The sequence below is a fragment of the Acinetobacter sp. YH16040_T genome (genome assembly GCF_024605785.1).
Classification (GTDB): domain Bacteria; phylum Pseudomonadota; class Gammaproteobacteria; order Pseudomonadales; family Moraxellaceae; genus Acinetobacter; species Acinetobacter amyesii.
Map to the genome: position 1 here is coordinate 2,809,141 of NZ_CP094541.1, position 21,397 is coordinate 2,830,537.

Below are 21,397 nucleotides of genomic sequence, written 5' to 3' on the forward strand. Positions count from 1 at the left end.
AAGCTTATACTAAGCCAAATTTCATTATCCCCTTTTCAGATTTCTTAACATGCAACTTTCTGACTTTAACTTCAATCTCCCCGACGAACTCATTGCCCGCTATCCGCTTGAAACACGTAGTGCATCACGCCTGCTCCATCTCGACCTGAATGGCGAATATCACGACCATCATTTCACTGACATTTTAGACTTGCTCAATGAAGGTGACTTATTGGTACTGAACGATACCAAAGTGATGAAAGCCCGCTTGAAAGGCAAACGAGCAACAGGCGGTGCAGTTGAAGTCCTGGTTGAACGTATTCTTGACCCGAAAACCGCGCATTGCCACATTAAAGCCAGCAATACACCTAAAGAAGGTGCGGAGTTATTTATTGGTCCAGACGAAGTTAAAGTGACCGTTCAAGGCCGTCATGAAAACTTATTTGTTGTGGAATTTTCACAGCCTATTTTACAAGTTTTAGATTTATACGGTGCTTTACCGATTCCGCCTTACTTTAACCGTGAAGCAGAAGCGATTGATACCGAACGTTATCAAACCGTGTTTAACGACCCAACCAAATTGGCTTCAGTTGCAGCACCAACAGCAAGCTTACATTTTGATGAAGCGCTACTCAAAAAATTGGCAGACAAAGGCGTAAATAAAACCTTTGTTACCTTGCATGTGGGTGCAGGCACATTCTTACCCGTGCGCACCAATGACATTGAAAATCACATCATGCACAGCGAATGGTGTGACGTATCAGAAGAATCTATGGCTTTAATCCGTGAGACAAAAGCACGTGGCAATAAAGTCATTGCTGTCGGTACTACAGCGACTCGCGCGACTGAAAGTGCCGCTCAAGCCAATGGCGGCGAACTCAAGGGCTGGACTGGTGATACACAAATCTTTATCTACCCAGGTTATGAGTTCAAAGTAGTCGATCGTTTAATTACCAACTTCCATTTACCTGAGTCTACCCTGCTCATGTTAGTGTCAGCGTTGTCCAATCGGGATAATATTTTGAATGCCTATCACCATGCCGTCGACAGCCAATATCGCTTCTTTAGTTATGGCGATGCGATGTTAATTGATAACATTAACCACAAATAATCGAACGCTGAAATCATCCCTATGCCGATAGATTCTGTAAAGCATTCCATCCATATTCGTCGCAAAAAGAATGAAGTTGTTTTTCAGAATATTGCTCGGCTATGGGATATAGGCCGAAACGCAAAAACACACCAAGAGCTCCTCGATGGGTTGCACCCTTGGAACGCGCCCATTACGCTCAAATTTGAAAATTTACTGCCGCTGGCTTTAGCCGCACTGGGTATCGGCTTCATGCTGTTTATTGTGATTCAGCCCGATCATGGCTGGGCACAGCTTTGCTTTGCTGCGGGATTGGTCATGGTGTTTTGGGCGTATATCAGCTATGAAAAAGATGATCCGATCGAAGATGTAATTGCATTTTTAGAAACCGAATGCATTGCAAAAAAATACCAACTGGCCTTTAACCGACAGCCTGAATACATTTCGATGCCGCTGAATAATCTACAGTTTATTGGCAATCTTAAACGTATGTTCCCTGTGTTTAAGCAAGGCAGCCTTTCGAATGACATTCAGACCTTCGCCAGTACGGTTTGGGAAGATGAAAATCAGCAACAGCATCAAGTCATGGTCTTTCAATATCACTATGTGAGTGAACTGAAGGTACGCGACAAAGACGGTGATGAAGTCACGGTCAAAGAAATCCATAAAGACCTGTGGGGTGTATTCGTTTTTGATATTGGCATCCATGGGCTTGCCGTATCTGCAACAGGTAAAAACTTTGGCTATCCCTATAGTTTTCCTTGGCACAGCAGCGACATTCAAACCAATCAAAAATTAAAGTTTTATGGCGATAACCAAATGGAAATCGCTAAATTACTCAGCCCGGGCTTTGTACTCCGACTGGCGGATTTTTTTCAAAACCGTGAAGGTGATCTGCTATTTCATCCGAGCCACCGAATAATGTGCTATCTTGGCTCTACAGATTTATTTAAAGTCAGTAGTAAAGCAAAACGAATTCAGGATGTTTCTGCATTGCGTGGACATCTCAGAACCTTTAAATTAAATGCTTTAGAAAATTTGAAAAACGACTTAACGCAGTTTTTAAAATAGATTTCATTCAATAATGTTTTAAATTACGACCTTTTATCTTGAGGATAAAATTTTATGGGGCTTTTGATCTTTGTTTTAATCATCATTGCATTGGTGATTGGTGCAATCATGATTCGCAATAACATTGTCCGACATCACAATGCAACCATTCGTGCATGGTCAGATGTAGCCAGCTATGAACGTCAAAAAATCAAAATTTTAGATGGATTACAGCCTTTGGTTGAGCAATATTCCAATTTTGAACAAGGGACTTTGGCAAAAGTCACTGAACTCCGTCAAAATATTATGAATTTGAACGTAAGCAGTACCGATGTCAGCCAATTACAGCGTATCGAAGCCTTAAATCAAGATCTAATGCGCAGCCTGAATGTTGTGGTTGAAAACTATCCAGAGCTCAAAGCCAATGATATTTATCTTAAAATGATGAATGAAATTGAAGAACAAAACGAAAATGTCGGTGCGGCGATTACTATTTTTAACCGCAACGTCGAGTTGTTCAACAACCACATTCAAGTATTTCCTAACAATATTATTAATACGCTATTGCTGAGTAAAAAAGCGGTTCGCCCTTTCCGCGATCAAGCTGCCAGCCAAAATTTTGATTATCGTCCGAACTTTTAAGTTCGGGCTTTAATGCACAAAAGTAAAAAAAATAATGATGAGGTGATCAAGCACCTCCAAAACTAGAAAGAAAAATAAAATATGCAAAATCAAATTAATGCACTGAAAAATGTGCTGATTCAGGCATTTTTCAAACTCTATGAGCAGCACCAAGACGACCATATTTACGCATGTACGTTGGTGTTCAATTCCTATTTATCCATGGACTATATCACTGTCTCTACGCAGCGTAGTGTTTTTGCCGAAGATGAAGATTCTGCTCAATATCTTGCAGCGCATGATCGATGGAATGTGCCGAAATGGCGCTATCATAGTGCCCTTTCCCTCGACCAAGACTTGGCGCAGTTTAAACTGACATCTGTAAATGAAGTGGGCCATTTAAACCTTGATCCATCTTCTATAAAAAGTACGATAAAGTCTGAATCGGCTAACCATCTTTCAATCTTGCTCAATGCCATACAACAAACAAAAATCGACTTGGTTCAGTCCTACGGCATAGAACTGGACAATATTCTGTTTTTTATCACGGTCCAGACACAGCCCGAAATAGAAATTTATTCAGCTCAGGTTTTAAATACTCCAAGCACACAACTTGACGATTTTCTCAAATCCAAACAACCACTCAAGCTCGACAGCTTACCCAAGCGTATGAAGCTGTCTCAGTATGATAAAGACCTGCTGATTGATTTGGCTCAAATCGTTCAAATACAACCTTATAACTATTTACATGTAGCCAATGAAGTCTATCTTTTAAGCTTAGAAAAAAGCTATGCAACCACGAATCCTTATATTCAAAAGCTTATTGACAGTATCGTGGCCATGACATCGGAACCGAAAGGCACATTTGCGATGGAAAAAGAAGAAATTTTGCAGCGAATTAACCAGTTCTATTTTAATGCCAAGAGTTCAGATGAAACCTTGTCACAAGATGCAATCTATAAATTTACAGACTTAACACCCGACAAAGCTAGCGTTTAACCGCAGAATCAAGGAAAATAGAGCACTTTTAGCACTCTTACCATCAGCGAACTGTTTTTTCGCCTTGATCTGGACCTTGTATGAAGTTTGAAAAATTGGCGCAATCGGGCCGTGCTCGTCGCGGCCGTTTAACCCTTGAACATGGTGTTGTTGAAACACCTATGTTCATGCCTGTCGGTACTTACGGTACTGTAAAAGGCATGCTCCCACGCGACATTAAAGAAATTAAATCCCAAGTTATTTTGGGCAATACCTTCCATTTATATCTACGTCCAGGCCTAGATGTTATTCGTGAACATGGTGGCTTACACCAATTCATGAAATGGAATAATCCGATTTTGACAGATTCAGGTGGTTTCCAAGTCTTCAGCCTTGGCGCTATGCGCAAAATTAAAGAAGAGGGCGTGACTTTCCGCTCTCCGATTGATGGCTCTAAAGTCTTTTTATCTCCTGAAATTTCGATGGATATTCAGCACACGCTGAATTCAGACATCGTGATGATTTTTGATGAATGTACGCCTTATCCTGCGACACATGAAGAAGCGCAAAAATCACTGCAGCTTTCATTGCGTTGGGCGAAACGTTGTAAGACTCAACATCATGACGTGCTGAAAAACCGTAATGCCCTGTTTGGTATTATCCAAGGCGGCATGTACGAAGATTTACGTGATGAATCTTTAAATGGTCTGAAAGAAATTGATTTTGATGGTTATGCCATTGGCGGCTTGTCTGTTGGCGAACCAAAAGAAGAAATGATCAAAGTATTGGATTATCTTCCAGAGAAAATGCCTGCGGATAAACCACGTTACTTGATGGGTGTCGGTAAACCAGAAGATATCGTAGAAGCAGTTCGTCGCGGTGTCGATATGTTTGACTGTGTGATGCCAACACGAAACGCACGTAATGGTCATTATTTTGTGACTGATGGTTTAGTGCGTATTCGCAATGCCAAATATCGTCATGATCAAAGTCCGCTTGACCCACATTGCGACTGCTATACCTGTACAAACTTCACCAAATCTTATCTCTTCCATCTTGAGAAATGCGGCGAAATGCTCGGTTCGATGCTCGGTACTATTCATAACTTACGTTATTACCTACGTCTAACTGAAGCGATGCGTGATGCTCTCGATCATGGCACTTTTGATGAGTTTGTTGAAGACTTTTATCGTCGTCGCGGCATGGAAGTGCCACCTTGTCCTCAAGATTAATTCTTTCAGCATTTGCGCTGATGAAAAAGACAAGGTAAATTGCTGAACAAGTCCAATTTATTTATCAAAGTATTGATAACCAGTTTTTTTAGTTTAGGAAAATGAAATGAGCCTTTTTATTTCTACTGCTCACGCGGCAGGTGAAGCTGCACAGCAACCAAGCATGATGGCAAACCTGTTGATGATTGCGGTATTTGTCGCAATCTTCTACTTCTTGATCTGGCGCCCTCAATCAAAACGTGCAAAAGAACATCGTGCACTAATTGAAAGCCTAGGTGTTGGTAGTGAAGTTGTTTTTGCGGGCGGTTTAATGGGTAAAATCACAAAAATCGAAGGTGATTTTGCAGTTGTTGAACTGAACCGTGGCGTAGAAGTAAAAGTACAACGCGCAAGTGTGATTTCAGTTCTGCCTGAAGGCACTCTAAATAACCTTTAATCAAAAAATAAGTCGTGCACCCGCACGGCTTTTTTCATTTTAAGAAGAAAACGAATGCGTTACCCAGCATGGAAATATCTACTGATTCTAGTGGTACTAGTCATCAGTACATTATATGCCCTGCCAAGTTTGTATCCTGATGAACCTGCTGTTCAAATTTCAGGTGCCAAAGCCGGTACCCAGATTGACCAAAGCATCGTACAAAAAGCAGAGCAAATTTTAAAATCTGAAAATATTGCCAGCCATGACAATAGCTTCACCAATAATGCCGCTTTATTACGTGTTGATTCGAGCGAACAACAATTAAAAGCGAAAGAAGCACTGCGTCGTGGGCTCGGTGAAAATTATGTCGTCGCATTAAACCTTGCGCCTACTACGCCAGAATGGCTACAAAAAATTGGTGCTAAACCAATGAAGCTGGGTCTGGATTTACGTGGTGGTGTACATTTCCTACTTGAAGTGGATATGGACAAAGCCATTTCACAACGTATGGAAACGTCCGCGGCTGACTTACGTCGCCAACTTCGTGACAATAAATTAAAATTCAATAGCTTATCTTTGAACAACAACACCATTACTATGCAATTTGCAAATAATGATGACCGTTCTGCAGCTATGGATTTCCTTCGTCGTAACGGCAATGAATATACTCAACAAGCGGTTGCAACAACTGAAGGTTCAACACTACGTTTAAGCTACACAGATACACGTAAACAAGAAATTCAGTCTTATGCTGTTAACCAAAACTTAACGACTTTACGTAACCGTATTAACGAGTTAGGTGTAGCGGAAGCATTGGTGCAAACCCAAGGTAGCAACCGTATTGTGGTTGAATTACCGGGTGTACAAGATACTGCTGAAGCAAAACGTGTACTTGGTCGTACTGCAAACCTTGAGTTCCGCTTAGTTTCTGACTTAAATGATCAATACATCGATCCATACACAGGTCAAGCAAAAGGCTCATTACCGCCGGGTACAGAAGCTTTTGCTTATGAATCTTTGGACAGCGGTCGTCAATTATTGCTTAACCGTAACCGTATCTTAACGGGTGAACGTGTACAAAACGCGTCATCAGGCTTTAGCCAAGATACAGGTGGTGCTGAAGTAAATATTACTTTGGACACTGCGGGCGGTAAGTTGATGTCTGAAGCTACTCGTAATGCTGTAGGCAAACGAATGGCTGTTTTGTTCATCGAGAACAAACAAAAAATTAGTTATGTTGCAGATCCTGCAACAGGTACACAAACTGAAGTTCGTACACCTTATACCGAATCTGTAGTCATCAATGCGGCAACGATTCAAGCTGTATTGGGTTCTCAGTTCCGTATTACCGGTCTAGATTCACCTCAAGAAGCATCTGAACTTGCATTGATGTTACGTGCAGGTGCTTTGGCAGCGCCAATGTACTTCGTTGAAGAACGTGTGATTGGTCCGAGTCTCGGTCAAGAAAACATCGACAAAGGCGTATTATCAACTCAAATCGGTTTCTTATTGGTTGCGATTTGGATGGTGGTCTTCTTCCGTGTGTTCGGCTTGATTGCCAACTTTGCACTCGTGGTTAACCTTGCCATGATTTTAACCATCATGTCTTGGATTGGCGCGTCCCTCACCCTTCCGGGTATTGCAGGTATCGTAATTACCATTGGTATGGCGGTCGATGCCAACGTACTGATCTGTGAGCGGATACGAGAGGAAATTAAATGGGGTGCCTCGCCGAAACAGGCGATTGTTGCGGGTTATGATCGTGCGTATAACACCATCTTTGACTCCAACTTAACCACATTCTTGGTTGCTTTCATTCTGTTCGCAATTGGTACAGGCCCAATTAAAGGCTTCGCGGTTACCCTAATGATTGGTATTGTCTGCTCAATGTTCACAGCAATTACTGTGACACGTGCAATCGTACAAATCATTTATGGTAAAAAACGTAACCTGAAGAAGTTGAGCATTTAGGAGATCGAAGATGACTGAAAATACTCAACCGAAACAATACGGCCGTCCTGACAACGAGCGCATTATTCCGTTTATGAAGATTGCCAAACCGGCAGCCTTGATATCGATTATTTTAACGCTCGCAAGTATCTTTTTTATTTGCACCAAAGGTCTAAACCTCGGTTTGGACTTTACTGGCGGTGTGGCAGCAGAGTTGAACTATAGTCAACCAGTAAAATCTACCGATGTGAGCTCAGCGCTGACAAAAGCTGGTTTTAAAGACCCTGTGGTACAAACCTTAGGATCTGACCGCGACCTGATGGTTCGTATGCCAGTTCAAAAAGACATTGAAGCTGAAGACCTAACCAAAGCCATTACGACTGCCGCTCAATTGCCAGGCAATAAAGCAGAAGTACATAAAGTTGATGTGGTTGGTGGTCAAGTCGGTAATGAACTCTACGTGCGTTCTGCGGGCGCTGTTGGTCTTGCCCTACTGCTCATGCTGGTTTATGTCACTATTCGCTTTGAGTTCAAACTTGCGATGGGCGCTGTACTGTCTTTATTCCACGATATCGTGGTGACCATTGGTATCTTTGCTATGATGCAGTGGCCGTTTGACTTAACAGTTTTGGCTGCGCTACTCGCGATTATCGGCTTCTCGCTCAACGATAACATCGTTGTATCTGACCGTATTCGTGAAAACTTCCGTAAGATTCGCGGTGCTGAACCTCTTGAAGTTGTGAACAGTGCTTTGACTGAAACACTTCGCCGTACCATTCACACCTCTATGACACTGTTACTGGTTGTTGTAGCGATGATGGTACTGGGCGGTGATGGTCTGAAATGGTTCTCTGTTGCAATGTTTGTTGGTGTATTTGTGGGTACATATTCATCAATTTACATTGGTACAGCCTTCGCGTTATGGCGTGGCCTGAACCGTCAAGACTTCATTGTACAAGTGAAGCCTGAATTTGAAGAAGAAGAGATTCCTTAAGCCTTTCAACTTATAGTTCAGATCAAAACCCATCTTCGGATGGGTTTTTTTATGCGACTACCTTAAATAAATGGGCTAGGTAAGATCGCAATAATAGGATGTAATTTTTCAATATCGGATTGCAGGAATTCTACCTGTCGTTTTTGGTCTAGACTTGCAAATTGCCATGTATCATCTGTTTGCTGTATCACGTTTAAAATTAAATTTAAGCCATTTCGCAAATATACACAGGCTAGATCCGATCTCTCTACCCCTCGCCGTTCGTCACAGACCACAAGCCAACCCTCTTGTAATATAGGTGCATAATACGACGCTGTGATGCGAATGAAATACAGGTCTTGAGTGTTTTTAAATAATGCTGAATATTGAGATGAATCATTTGAAATCGGTTTTAACGAAAATGCCTGTGTCTCAACCACCTGCATTTCAAAAAGGACCAAGCTTGCTTGCTCCTCAGTGCACTTGTTTTGTTCTATAAACTGAACTTCATGATCTAAACTTCCCTTAATGAGTCCCAATTGTGACTCTAATTCACGTGCAAATTTCTCTCCAATCTGCCGATGACTATTTAATAATTGGGAAATTAAAGGAACTGATAAGCCAAAATGTTCACATACGGCTTTACCATTTTTAAAAGGGCCAATTGACACCCAATGATCGATAGCTCGTGTTAAATTCTGTCGACGCTTTTCAAAAAGCTCTGAAGGGAGCATAAGCACTCAATTTTATAATTTCTCTCCCTCAATATAATAAAAAACCCGCACACAGCGGGTTTTTTTATACAGCTTTATTTTTAGCTACCTTGCACCAATCGACGGGCGCTAATAATGCCAGGTTGTTGCTCTAGACGTGCCAACAGTTTCGACAACTGCGCCAAGCCCTTCACTTCAATCAATAACTTCATATTGGCAATACCATCACTTTCGGAAATCGTATTCACCTGACGAATGTTGATTTGGTCTGAGAAAATCACTTGAGTCAGATCTTTAAGCAAACCACGACGGTCATAAGCTTCCACCACGATTTGCACACTTTGACCACGAGTTGGCTGCATTTCCCAATCCGCTTCAACCGCACGCTCAGGCTCTTGTCCAATCATACGGATATAATCCGGACATGCGACCTTATGGATACTCACGCCACGATTCAGTGTGATATAACCAGCAATCGATTCACCATGCACAGGCTGACAACACTGAGCAATGTGTAGTTCTACATTGTCCAGACCATCAATCAAAATACCATGCGCCGAAAGCGTATGACTTGCACGAGGGTTCAAGGTCGGTTTTAACACCAGTTCAGGCTCATCCTGATCGAGGTGCATATGACGGTTAACCTGATTGATTAAGGCATGTAAGCTAATGTCGCCACTCACCAAGCCAATCAATATATCTTCACCCAATTTCACATTAAAATGATTGCAGTAATCATTCAAATCGATACTTTTCGGGTGAATCGCCAAACGTGACAATTCTTTATTCAGAATCTCACGTCCCACTTCCAAATTTTTACTACGGTCTTGCTGACGGAACCAATGACGTAACTTGTCACGTGCACGAGCCGTCTTGATATACCCCAGTGAGTTTACCAACCAATCTCGGTTCGGCTCACGATCTTTCTTGGTTAAAATCTCAACCTGTTCCCCAGTTTTGAGGGTATAGGTTAAAGGCACATAACGTTGGTTCACTCGTGCCGCATAGCACTTGTTGCCCACCTCAGTATGCACATGATAGGCAAAGTCGAGCACGGTCGAACCGCGTGGTAATTCTTTGATATCACCATCACGACTAAACACATAGATTTTCTCAAAATCTTCAAACTCTTGGATTTGTTCGAAGTTTTCAGAATCTTCATCTTCTTTATGTGCGCTGGCATCATTTCGTTCTTGATAATGTTCAAGCACTGCACGCAAAGAATGTAAGCGATGATTAAATGAATAATCTGTGGTTTTAGAGCCTTCTTTATAGTTAAAGTGCGAACACACCCCGAGTTCAGCTTCTTCGTGCATATTGTGCGTACGAATTTGCACTTCTAAAGATTTGTTCTCTGCAATCACGGCCGTGTGCAGTGAGCGATAACCATTGGCTTTCGGGTTGGTAATATAATCATCGAACTGATGCGGAATATGACGCCAAATCTGATGAACGATCCCCAGTGTATGATAACACTCAGGTACATTATCCACCAAAACACGAACCGCTCGAATGTCATAAAGCTGATCAAAGCTCAGGTTCTTACTCTTCATTTTTCGATAAATCGAATAAATGTGTTTAACCCGACCATTAATCTCGGCCTCAATGCCATGATCTAACAGTTCTTTACGCAACTTTTCTGTTACGAACTGAATATATTGTTCACGCTCTAAACGTTTTTCATTTAGTAAGGATGCAATTTCTTTATAACGTTCAGGTGCTAGATAACGGAAAGCGAGATCTTCAAGCTCCCACTTAAGCTGTGCAATCCCTAAACGGTGCGCGAGCGGCGAGTAAATGGTTAAAATTTCTCGTGCGACACGCTCTTGACGCTCTTTGGTTGAATGCGCTAACTCACGTAATGCATAGGTACGTTCAGAAAGTTTGATTAATACAACGCGAACATCTTCGGTCACCGAAATCAGCATTTTATAAATGCCGGTCAAATGTTCACGCTGGTTATTATTAAAATGATCTTCTAAACGTTTATTTTGCTCAATCAGGTCAGACAACTTACCCATGGCAAGCGTGCCTTTCACCAAAGCATGCACTTGATCGCCAAATTTGCTTTGGACTTCTTCTAAACTGGTTACGCCTTCACGAACACTTCGATACAGCATGGCTGCTGATAACGTATCTTCATCCGCATACAGATGAGCAAGAATATCCGCCATTTCAATACCCGTATAGAAGGTATTCGAGCGATGGTTGACCGTTGTTTCAAGTTCATTCTGTAAGGTCAGATGTGCAACTTCTTCGAGTTGATTTAGAGGAGCCCCGTCAAACATGCCACTCACACGCTCTAGCCATTCAGCCAAATCATGCTGTGCTTGCTCGGCATGTTCTACAGTCGTTTCCTGAGACAGCTCATTGAGACGTCCAGGTAATTGTTCACGTACTGTGACCATACCCTACTCCTAGTTTTCTACGCTTCATAACTTTTAATCGTTTATCTGATTTTCTTTTTCGAACAAAGCAATCGATTCGACATGCCCTGTATGGGTAAACATGTCCATGACACCCGCTTTTTTCAAACGGTAGCCTTGTTGTACCAGCATTCCAGCATCGCGTGCTAGTGTTGCAGGATTACATGACACATAAACGATTCTTTTTGCACCAAATTTGGGCACATAACGCATTATTTCTTCTGCACCAGAACGTGGTGGGTCTATCAATAATGCATCAAATCCTTGTTTTGCCCAAGAATGATGCGAAAAATCTTTTGTTAAATCTTGTGAATAAAATTTCAGTTGCGAAAGGCCATTGTTTTGTGCATTTTCTGCACCACGCTGAACCATTTCTTCACTCCCTTCAACTGCAACGACTTGACCCGTTGAACCCACACATTGAGCAAGTGGTAAAGAAAAGTTTCCTAAGCCACAAAACAGATCTAGAACTCGCTCACCTTGTTGTAACTGAAGCAATTCACATGCCAGTTTCACCATTTGCGGATTAATCGTGGAATTCACTTGCGTGAAGTCTTGAGGATTAAAGCCAAATTCCACAGCAAAGTCACTTAGACCATAGTGCAGACGCATCGGTGCATCGGGATGATCCACGCGATGTAAGCTGTCTGGCCCTTCAGGTTGCAAGTACAGTTGCCACTCTTTATGTAACGCAAATTTTACTAATTGGTTGACATCTTCCGCGCAAAGTTCCGCCGTATGACGAATTAGGAGGGCAATTTCTTGATCTCCCATGGCCAGTTCCATATGCCCAATATCTGCTTTACCTTGCAGACTTTGTAACAATTGTTTGAGTGTGGTGATGGAGCCAAACTCACGATCCAACACCATACAACGGTCAATCGAAGTCAGTTTATTTGACTGGCTTTCACGAAAGCCAACCACAAGCTTATCTTTTGCAGGTAGGTAACGCACACCAATACGTGCTTTGCGACGGTAGTCTTCACGCAATGAACGTAAAGGAGCTAACCATTGATCAGGTTGTATCCCAGCAAAATGTTGCAAATGTGATTGTAAAACATCTTGTTTTAAACGAATTTGCTCGTCGGGATGAATATGCTGCATGCTACACCCACCACAAACCCCATAATGTGGGCAGGCCGGTTTAACCCGTAGAGCAGACTCTTCACTCAGTAATTCCAGACTGTCTGCTTCTTCAAGACGCTTAACGACATTGGTAATACGCGCACGCACCGTTTCACCCGGCAAGGCATAACGGATAAAGACTTTCTTACCGTGTTTTTCTGCAGGATGATCTGGATGCGTCCCAAAGTGCGCTATGCCTCGCCCCTCATGTGAAAGCGATTCAACCTGAAATGTATAAATGGGTTGTTGGGCTTTTTGGGGTTTGGCTTTGTGTTTCATGCGTACCTAATGTGTGGAAGATGGGAAATCAGATTGGGTGAATTCGGTACGTTGCGAGGTTTGCTGCCATACCAATAAAAAGTCAGCGTGTTGCGGCTGAGTTTGTAAATATTGAATCGTACTTTGAATCAAGTGCTGATGATCATTTAACAATAACTGTCCTTTCAGCAACAGCCAGCGTAAATAAATCAACCATGTATTGAGCACATCACCTTCACAGTAGCTGGTCAGTTCCATCCACTGTTGTTCACGCACATATTCAGGCACATGGTAGCCACCATCACCACGTTTACCGGGGAAACCAAGTAAATGTGCTGCATCGTCGAGCTTTTGAAAATGACGACCATGGAACATGGCCATGACATCCATCAAATCTACATGACGATGATGATAACGATTCTGGTAGTTATTATAGCGCTTTTGCGTATCAATCTCGCCCTGATCGAACAAACTTGGTGCAGATAGTCCGTGATACATGGCACGGAACAAAATCACAGGCAAATCAAACTGTGAACCGTTCCAACTGACCAAGGTCGGATGACGCTTTTCAAAAATAGAAACGAATTTTTTTAAAATTTCAGCTTCGCTATTGTCTTCACGGCTAAATGAAAACAACTTCATGCCCTTTTCATCAATCCATAGTCCAGAGATACAGACAATTTCATGCAAGGCCAAACGCTGAAAATCCGTGCCCGCCTCTTGGCGACGCAGTTTAGTCAGCGCAGCATCTAGATCCACCTCAGGCAGATCCAGTCCATACAAATGCGCACCTGACTTCAAATCTGTCAGTGTTTCGATATCAAAAATTAAAACAGGTAAACGCATAAGTACTCACCAGTGCCGTTCGGCCACTGTAATTATTCAGGATCAACAACAGAGAATAGACCAGTAGACAAGTAACGGTCACCACGGTCACATACGATGCAAACAATCACGGCATCCGGATTTTCTTCAGCCAATTTAACTGAAGCCCATACCGCACCACCCGATGATGTACCTGCACTGATACCTTCTGTACGCGCTAAACGACGAGCCGTTTTTTCCGCTTCAATTTGCGGAATATCCATAATACGATCGACACGTGAAGGGTCAAAAATCGTAGGAAGATATTCTTGTGGCCAACGGCGAATACCAGCAATGTTTGAGCCTTCAGACGGCTGTAAACCGACAATTTGAATATCCGGATTTTGTTCTTTTAAATATTTCGAAATCCCCATAATGGTCCCGGTGGTTCCCATAGAGCTGACGAAATGTGTAATTTTACCGCCCGTTTGTTTCCAAATTTCTGGACCCGTAGTGAGGTAATGTGCTTCTACATTGTCCGGGTTACCAAACTGGTTTAGGACTAAACCTTTGCCGTCTTTTTCCATTTGAAGGGCAAGATCACGTGCTTCTTCCATGTTTTCTGATTCGATCAGTTCGGCACCGTAGGCACGCATGGCATCTTTACGCTCTTGGCTAGAACTTGCAGGCATGATCAAAGTCATTTTATAGCCACGCATTGCAGCAACCATGGCTAAAGCAATCCCTGTATTTCCGCTCGTCGCTTCAATCAACGTATCACCCGGTTTAATCTGACCACGCTTTTCCGCTTGCATAATCATGTTATATGCAGGGCGATCTTTGACCGAACCCGCTGGGTTATTGCCTTCTAACTTGGCTAATACTGTTGCTTGAGTATGACTTGCCAGACGTTGTAAACGCACTAACGGCGTGTTGCCGACGTAATGGTCTAATAAAAAATCGTCTGCTTGAAAATCAGGGGTTGTATTACTCATTATTCACACCTATATCGAGGTGCGCCTATTGTATGAAAAAATGCCTTTGCCTGCACCCATTTGCCTCGCTTTTTCGCGAAAGTGATTAAAGCACAATCAGTTTTAAATAATCCATGCTAATATTCGGGGCATAAGGAATAAACTGCTTAAACCATGTCAAATATCAACAAAAAGCTTTTTAAACGCCTACACTTAAATCATGCCTATGGTCAGTTGATTGCACTTATTTTTGTGCCGATCACCATTTTGGCTTGTGTCGGTGCGATGTTGGTAATAACAGAAACCTCCAATGCAGCCAAAGCACAACAAAAACAGATGGCTGTCGCGATCCTGACGCGCTATCAACCCACGTCAGAATCTGCCATAGAGTTGCTCAACCATTATCCGTGGCAATTTGATCAAGCTCGTAATGCCATGCAAAGCATGTTGAACGAAAAACATTTGATTCGTGCTGCGATTTTAGATCTTAAAGGCAACAACCGCCTGAGCATTGGCTTTCAAGATCAAGATATTTGGCCTGCTTTTGACAGTAAAGCGTCTTTTATTGGACCGATTGCACATCAGGGCAACCATATTTATGCCCTGAAAATTTCAGATTCAACCCAGACGCCGGCATGGTTAAGCATTGAACTGGACAATCAACCGCTGCAAATTGCCCGCTATCGCGTGTTAATCGTATTGATTGCAACGGGTTTATTGACGCTCTTATTACTTTTGCTGTGTTTGAATTTTTATTCACGTCGTTGGATCGCACCAATGTACGAAATTCGCATGCAGTTACAACGTTTAAATGCCGACACTCTAGATCAGCACATGATCATTAACAGTACTGGCGAACTTCGTTTATTACAGCGTGATATTGCCAATGTGGTTAAACGCTTACATTTCAGTTTCTTAGAGTTACGTGAACATACCGAACAAACGGAAGATGACTTAAGACGCACGCTTGATACTTTAGAAGTGCAAAATATTACCTACCGTCAAGCACGTGACCAAGCAATCCATGCCAATCAGTCGAAGTCGGTGTTCTTAGCCAATATTTCCCATGAACTGCGCACGCCACTTAACAGTATTGATGGTTTTATTCATCTTTTACTGCGCCAAGGCAACCTCAGTAATGAACAAAATTTATATCTACAAACGATTCGTAAATCTTCTGCGCACTTATTGGCTTTAATTAATGACGTGCTTGATTTCTCGAAAATCGATGCAGGCAAACTAGAACTCGAAACTGCGCAATTCGACTTAGAAGAAGCCGTCTTTGATGTGATGGATATGTTGTCGCCATTGGCAGCACAAAAACACATCGATATGACCTTCTACTATGCGGACAATGTGCCGAAATTTGTGGTTGGTGATGTCCTACGCTTCAAGCAAATTTTGACCAACTTAATTTCAAATGCAATTAAATTCACTCCAGATGGTGAAATTATTGTCCGTGTCCGTATGGAGCATGATGACATCGGTCAATGTCTGCTGCACTTTAGTGTGCAAGACAGTGGTATCGGCCTAAGCGGTACCGACCGTAAGAAACTGTTTGAATCCTTCTCGCAAGGTGATGCATCTGTTACCCGTCAATTTGGTGGTACAGGTTTAGGTCTTGCCATCTCCAAACAATTAGTCAGCCTGATGCATGGACAAATTGGTTTTGAAGATAACCAAGAACGTGCCCCAACAGAAAAAGGTTCAACCTTCTGGTTTACTGCGCGCTTTGTGGTCGATGAAGAAATTGAAATTGTGCATCCACAATTTAGCAATCTACAAGTCGTTTCCTACTTAGCACATCCAGCAACCGCCAATGTCCTGCGTCATTACTTAGAAAATTATGATGTTGAACATATTGAAACGCAGTCGATCCTTGATTTATTTAGTCGACTCAATCAGCTAAAAACCAATGAAAATACCTGGTTGATCGTCGATCACAGTGGTGACTCCGAAGCCTTACTGAAAGAAATTCGTCATCGTTATAGCGGTAACTTAGCGGTTTATGGCTACCAAATGATGCTCGATCCAAGCATGTTGAACGAGTACCGTGCTCGCCCATTGCATCAACCACTCAGCCGTACAGCGCTGATTCAGTTATTGAGTAATGAGCCTTGGTTTGATCAAGAGCAGCATGAAGAATTTAATGGTCAAGGTCTGCACATTTTGGCTGTCGACGACCATTTGCCAAACCTGATTGTGCTTGAAGCCCTGCTCTCTGAGTTAAATGTGAAAACCACCAAGGCTTTGAGTGGACAAGAAGCCATTGAAATCATTCAAGCTCGCCAAGAGCAAGGTTTGGGGGCTTTTGACCTCATCTTTATGGATATTCAAATGCCTGTGATGTCAGGTGTCGATACCACGCGTGCCATTCGTTCTCTTGAGTCGACTTTTGAAAATCATAAGCGCCTTCCAATTATCGCTTTGACGGCACATGCGCTCTCTGATGAAAAACAAAAGCTTCTGCAAAGTGGTATGGATGACTATGTCACAAAGCCCATTCAAATGGATCAAATTATTCAAATCTTGACCCAATGGACTACCGATAACTTTAAGAAAGTGCCGGTTTTAGAGCGCAGTTCAGTGATTGAAGCCCTAGAGCCGAGCATTTTAGATTGGCAACAAAGCTTGCAGTTGGCCGCGAATAAAGAAGACCTTGCAGTCGATTTACTGAAAATGCTCGTCGATAGCTTTGAGCAAGAAATCCATGAAATGGCACAGCTCATCGAAGATGAAGATTTTCCACAATTAGAGCATGTGCTACATCGGCTTTATGGCGCAACCCGCTATGTGGGCGCTCCAACCCTCCAAGAGGTTTCAGGTCAATTTGAGCAATTTGTTTCGACCTTACGTAAGGAACGCCGTAAAGCGGATGACGCTTTTGTCCAAGAAACCCTGAACCGTTTCGATGAGTTAAAAAATGTCATGGCACAAGTTGAACACGCAGCTCAACAAATCTTAGCCAAACAAAATAATTAAGCGCAGTCCGACTAAAGTCAGTGCCGTCTAGCTTCTGTTGTGACTGCACTGTCATGTATCCTGTCAGGGTGCATGCTATGCTCGGGCGCAGAAACAACAAGAGTAATTACCATGGCTTTATTACGTGTAGAAAAAAATAATGGCATTGCAACGGTTTACTTAAACCGTCCAGAAAAACGTAATGCAATGAGCTTTGCATTGCTCAAAGAATTGGTCAGCACCGCTGAAAAATTAAAAAAAGATCGTAGCTTACGCTGTGTCATTTTAACCGGTGAAGCCAATGTATTTAGTGCTGGCATTGATTTGGCTGACCTAAATGATCCGAAAAATCGTGCCTATGCTGCATGGGAACTGTTAAAACCCGGTCAAAGTTTATTTCAAAAAGCCTTTCTGATTTGGCAGCAACTTCCTGTGCCGGTGATTGCCGCACTTGAAGGCTTTTGCTTTGGTGCAGGCATGCAACTTGCCTTGGCTGCCGATATCCGTATTGCCCACCCGAAAACGCAAATGTCGATTATGGAAAGTCGTTGGGGCTTAGTCCCTGATATGGGCTTAACCCGCTCACTCAAAGGTGTGATTGGACTGGATTTAGCCAAAGAATTAACCCTTACAGCACGTATTTTTGACGCAGAATATGCCAAGGATATTGGCTTAGTGACGCATTTAAATGTACAGCCTTTGCTTCAGGCACAGCAGTTAGCCGAAGAATTATCGCAACGTTCACCAGATGCCTTGGCAGCGGCAAAACAAGTGCTAGATGCCATGGAACATAGTCCAAAACGCTCTTTACGCTTAGAAAAAATCTGGCAATTTAAATTACTGCTCGGCAAAAACAGCCAATTGGCACGTAAAAAAGATAAGAACCCAGAGGTTCAGTTTTTACCACGCCAATATAAGTAAAATAGTCACACAGGATAGATTGAGTACAGCACATGGCGTTTGATCGTAATACAAAAATTGCATTTCTAGGTATGGGGCTGATGGGTAGCCGTATGGCCACGCGTCTCATTCAGGCAGGATTTGAAGTTGCGGTATGGAACAGAACTGCCGCTGCGTGTGATGAGTTGATTGCGATTGGCGCGACAGCGCTTCAATTGGACAAGATTGCCCATTATCCTGTGGTTTTATCTTGTCTCGCAGATGATGCTGCTGTTGCCGCGGTGTATGCAAGCATCGAAACCCATTTAGCGGCAGGACAAATTATTGTCGACTTCTCGAGTCTTTCTGTGAATCAATCCCATCAATTGGCTCAAGCTGCAAAGTTGAAACAAGTCACTTGGATTGACTCTCCTGTTTCGGGGGGCACAGCAGGTGCTGAACAAGGCACTTTGGTCATCTTTGCCGGTGGTGATGCTCAAACGATTCAAGATTTGAGTCTGATTTACAATGTTTTATCTCAACGTGTTACCCGCATGGGCGACTCAGGTACAGGTCAAGCCACCAAAATTTGTAATCAGCTGATCGTCGCTGCCAATAGCACGTTAATCGCAGAAGCTGTCGCATTGGCCGAGAAATCAGGTGTAGACACCACGTTATTGGCACCAGCGCTTGCCGGTGGATTTGCAGATTCAAAGCCTTTTCAGATTTTAACCCCACGTATGGCAACGCATCAGTTCGAACCCGTGCAATGGAAAGTTCAAACTTTATCTAAAGACCTGAATAATGCAGTCCAACTGGCTGCCCAGTTTGAATTAAGCATCCCTGTTGCCAGCCTAGCTTTATCGCAACTCAAAGCCCATCAGGACAATGGTTTTGCAGAAAAAGATTTAGCCACCATCATTCAACATGTCGAACAAAACTAACGACTTTCACTTTAGAAGTAAATTGCTTCAAGGACGATATACATGACTCAGCTCGCGGTTAATTTATCCATGATTTTTACCGAAGTGCCGTTGTTAGAGCGTTTTGCTTTGGCTCGTGAACACGGTTTTAAGCATGTAGAAATTCAGTTTCCGTATGAGCTGAGTATTGAGCAAATCCAAACCCAACTCACCATCAATGATTTAAGCCTATGTTTAATCAATGTCCCTGCGGGTGATTTGATGCAAGGCGGTGATGGTCTTGCGGGAGTTCCGGGGCGTGAAAATCAATTTCATCAGGCCTTAGAACAATGCATTCGCTATGCCACTGCGTTAAATGTACCGAGTGTCAATATTTTAGCCGGCAAACAGCCACAAGATGCTGACTTGCTCCCATGTTTAAATACCTTGTCGAGCAACCTCAAACTGGCGTGCCACATGTTGTCTGAACATCATATTCAGCCGGTATTTGAAATGATTAATGGCACTGATATGCCGCGCTTTTTGGTCCAAAATATTGCCCAAGCTCAGGAAATGCTTGAAGCTGTACAACACTCTACTTTGAAGATGCAATATGACTGCTACCACATGGCGATGATGGGTGAAGATATTCTCAGTACTTTGGCAGAAAATATTCAGGATATCGGTCACATACAGTTTGCTGACTGTCCGGGGCGACATGAACCTGACTCAGCGCAGATTCCATTTGCTGAGATTTTTAAATGGTTAGATCAAAGCCAATATACAGGTTACATCGCGGCTGAATACCGACCACGAAGCAACTCATCACATTCTTTTGCGTGGAAAGACAAATACTTCCCTCATTTAGCCAATGGTCAATGACGTGTTGATTTGAAATTCATCAACAAAACCGCTATATTAGAACATGTAAAATTGTCAGGAAATCATACCCTCTATGAATTTAGAACCATCGCCCAGCGCTTCTAATTCTCACGATCTCGCAAATATCAAAGATGTACAAGCTTGTTTAGCTGTTGTACGTGAAGCACTTGAAGATGTAAAAGCCAAAGATATTGTTGAACTTGATATCAAAGCAATCAGCAATGTCGCAGATGCGATTGTAATTGCGAGCGGTACTTCAACTCGTCACATTAAGTCTCTTGCAGACAACGTGGCAGAAGAAGCACGTAAAGCTGGATTCCGCCCGATTGGCGTTGAAGGTGAACGTGATGCAGAATGGATCCTGATTGATCTCGGTTTTGTAGTGGTACATGTGATGTTACCTACAGCACGTAAATTCTATGATTTAGAAAGCTTATGGCGTACAGCTCCAGAAACTGTAGCTTAAGCTTCCAGAAAAAAGCGACCTAATTAGGTCGCTTTTTTTATCCCTTCACTTTATACACGGACAATCAGCTTCATGGTGTTTTACCCCCGACACTAAAGCAGTTGGTGTAAATCCACCTCAGGATAATTGGCTTTAATTTTCAGCTTGGTTTGTGCATAAACTTGGTCTGCACGCATCGGGCCATAAAAGTCACAATACACTTCATAAATGCTCGTTAAAACTTTGGCATAACTGGTCAAGGGCAAAAACTCGACAAAACTCGCCGTATTTATTTGTGCATTTGCCGCAATTGCCAGCCCGATTTCTTCTAATTGCTCAATCACATCTTGGGTGAAATCAGCCTGATCTGTAGATTTCACCGTCAGCATGACTGACTCGATAAAGCCTAAAAAGGCCTCGCTAATCGTTTCTGCAATGAGCTCGTCTTCTTGTACCTGCTCCTGCGGTTTTTCAACCCGTAACAGTTCCTGCTTTTCTAAGGTAGATAACTCATACAAAACTTGCTTCAGCATATCTTTACGATAAAAGCGAAGCTCCTCTGTGGTACAGATATCATTTAAGAAGCGATTCAATACAAATGACGGTTTCATGCTGTACTGCTGTTCCCAGTGCCGTAGCGCACTGTCGAGTAAAGTCCCATGAATAAATTGTTGTAAGCCTTTTTCTAAAGCTTCGCGGCGTTGTGCCAAATTCAACAGTTCGGTGCTCATTGCTTT

At 42.7% G+C, this 21,397-nt stretch carries 19 protein-coding genes; 13 read left to right on the forward strand and 6 right to left on the reverse strand.

Annotated features, from left to right (window positions below):
* Positions 1 to 49: 49 nt before the first annotated feature.
* The 8 genes from queA (at position 50) to secF (ending at position 8,312) form a co-directional block, all read left to right on the forward strand.
* Entirely contained in the window at positions 50 to 1,090 is a 1,041-nt protein-coding gene (queA, locus tag MST16_RS13720) for a tRNA preQ1(34) S-adenosylmethionine ribosyltransferase-isomerase QueA (protein WP_078191326.1), read from the forward strand.
* Between the two features lie 21 nt (positions 1,091 to 1,111).
* On the forward strand, positions 1,112 to 2,140 hold the full coding sequence (locus MST16_RS13725) for a hypothetical protein (RefSeq protein WP_180010944.1): 1,029 nt from the start codon (positions 1,112 to 1,114) through the stop codon (positions 2,138 to 2,140).
* Positions 2,141 to 2,194: 54 nt separating this feature from the next.
* On the forward strand, positions 2,195 to 2,761 hold the full coding sequence (locus MST16_RS13730; protein WP_180010942.1) for a LemA family protein: 567 nt from the start codon (positions 2,195 to 2,197) through the stop codon (positions 2,759 to 2,761).
* An 81-nt stretch (positions 2,762 to 2,842) separates the two neighbouring features.
* A complete protein-coding gene (locus tag MST16_RS13735; protein ID WP_180010940.1) occupies positions 2,843 to 3,739 on the forward strand; it encodes a DUF4303 domain-containing protein in 897 nt (298 codons plus the stop codon).
* Positions 3,740 to 3,819: 80 nt separating this feature from the next.
* Positions 3,820 to 4,950 carry a tRNA guanosine(34) transglycosylase Tgt gene (gene tgt / locus MST16_RS13740; RefSeq protein WP_078194179.1) on the forward strand — a complete coding sequence of 377 codons (1,131 nt, stop codon included), beginning with the start codon at positions 3,820 to 3,822 and terminating at the stop codon, positions 4,948 to 4,950.
* Between the two features lie 106 nt (positions 4,951 to 5,056).
* Positions 5,057 to 5,386 (forward strand): preprotein translocase subunit YajC, encoded by a 330-nt coding sequence (yajC, locus tag MST16_RS13745; protein WP_078191271.1) that lies wholly within the window; start codon positions 5,057 to 5,059, stop codon positions 5,384 to 5,386.
* Between the two features lie 54 nt (positions 5,387 to 5,440).
* Complete coding sequence (secD, locus tag MST16_RS13750; RefSeq protein ID WP_111885819.1) at positions 5,441 to 7,339, forward strand: protein translocase subunit SecD; 1,899 nt, start codon at positions 5,441 to 5,443, stop codon at positions 7,337 to 7,339.
* 10 nt (positions 7,340 to 7,349) lie between these two features.
* Complete coding sequence (secF, locus tag MST16_RS13755) at positions 7,350 to 8,312, forward strand: protein translocase subunit SecF (protein ID WP_111885820.1); 963 nt, start codon at positions 7,350 to 7,352, stop codon at positions 8,310 to 8,312.
* Positions 8,313 to 8,374: 62 nt separating this feature from the next.
* Here secF and MST16_RS13760 read toward each other — a convergent pair whose 3' ends face one another.
* The 5 genes from MST16_RS13760 to cysM all read right to left on the reverse strand — a co-directional run bounded on the left by MST16_RS13760 (position 8,375) and on the right by cysM (position 14,612).
* Positions 8,375 to 9,025: a hypothetical protein gene (locus tag MST16_RS13760; protein WP_180010939.1), complete on the reverse strand. Its 651-nt coding sequence runs from the start codon at positions 9,023 to 9,025 to the stop codon at positions 8,375 to 8,377.
* Positions 9,026 to 9,105: 80 nt separating this feature from the next.
* The gene (locus MST16_RS13765) at positions 9,106 to 11,412 is read right to left on the reverse strand and encodes a bifunctional (p)ppGpp synthetase/guanosine-3',5'-bis(diphosphate) 3'-pyrophosphohydrolase (protein WP_180010937.1); all 2,307 of its coding nucleotides are present in this window, start codon (positions 11,410 to 11,412) and stop codon (positions 9,106 to 9,108) included.
* 33 nt (positions 11,413 to 11,445) lie between these two features.
* A complete protein-coding gene (gene rlmD, locus MST16_RS13770; protein ID WP_180010935.1) occupies positions 11,446 to 12,834 on the reverse strand; it encodes a 23S rRNA (uracil(1939)-C(5))-methyltransferase RlmD in 1,389 nt (462 codons plus the stop codon).
* A 6-nt stretch (positions 12,835 to 12,840) separates the two neighbouring features.
* Positions 12,841 to 13,659: a 3'-5' exonuclease gene (locus MST16_RS13775; protein WP_180009011.1), complete on the reverse strand. Its 819-nt coding sequence runs from the start codon at positions 13,657 to 13,659 to the stop codon at positions 12,841 to 12,843.
* Positions 13,660 to 13,691: 32 nt separating this feature from the next.
* On the reverse strand, positions 13,692 to 14,612 hold the full coding sequence (cysM, locus tag MST16_RS13780; protein WP_078191278.1) for a cysteine synthase CysM: 921 nt from the start codon (positions 14,610 to 14,612) through the stop codon (positions 13,692 to 13,694).
* Between the two features lie 153 nt (positions 14,613 to 14,765).
* Here cysM and MST16_RS13785 point away from each other — a divergent pair, with 153 nt between their 5' ends.
* From MST16_RS13785 to rsfS, 5 genes are all read left to right on the forward strand, one after another.
* A complete protein-coding gene (locus tag MST16_RS13785; protein WP_180010933.1) occupies positions 14,766 to 17,573 on the forward strand; it encodes an ATP-binding protein in 2,808 nt (935 codons plus the stop codon).
* Between the two features lie 111 nt (positions 17,574 to 17,684).
* Positions 17,685 to 18,473 (forward strand): crotonase/enoyl-CoA hydratase family protein, encoded by a 789-nt coding sequence (locus tag MST16_RS13790; protein ID WP_180004603.1) that lies wholly within the window; start codon positions 17,685 to 17,687, stop codon positions 18,471 to 18,473.
* Positions 18,474 to 18,505: 32 nt separating this feature from the next.
* A complete protein-coding gene (locus MST16_RS13795) occupies positions 18,506 to 19,375 on the forward strand; it encodes an NAD(P)-dependent oxidoreductase (protein WP_180010931.1) in 870 nt (289 codons plus the stop codon).
* Positions 19,376 to 19,417: 42 nt separating this feature from the next.
* Positions 19,418 to 20,215, forward strand: a complete 798-nt coding sequence (locus tag MST16_RS13800; RefSeq protein ID WP_078191282.1) for a hydroxypyruvate isomerase family protein — start codon at positions 19,418 to 19,420, stop codon at positions 20,213 to 20,215.
* 73 nt (positions 20,216 to 20,288) lie between these two features.
* Entirely contained in the window at positions 20,289 to 20,681 is a 393-nt protein-coding gene (gene rsfS, locus MST16_RS13805; protein WP_086178424.1) for a ribosome silencing factor, read from the forward strand.
* A 92-nt stretch (positions 20,682 to 20,773) separates the two neighbouring features.
* Here rsfS and MST16_RS13810 read toward each other — a convergent pair whose 3' ends face one another.
* Entirely contained in the window at positions 20,774 to 21,391 is a 618-nt protein-coding gene (locus tag MST16_RS13810) for a hypothetical protein (RefSeq protein WP_180010929.1), read from the reverse strand.
* Positions 21,392 to 21,397: the final 6 nt, after the last annotated feature.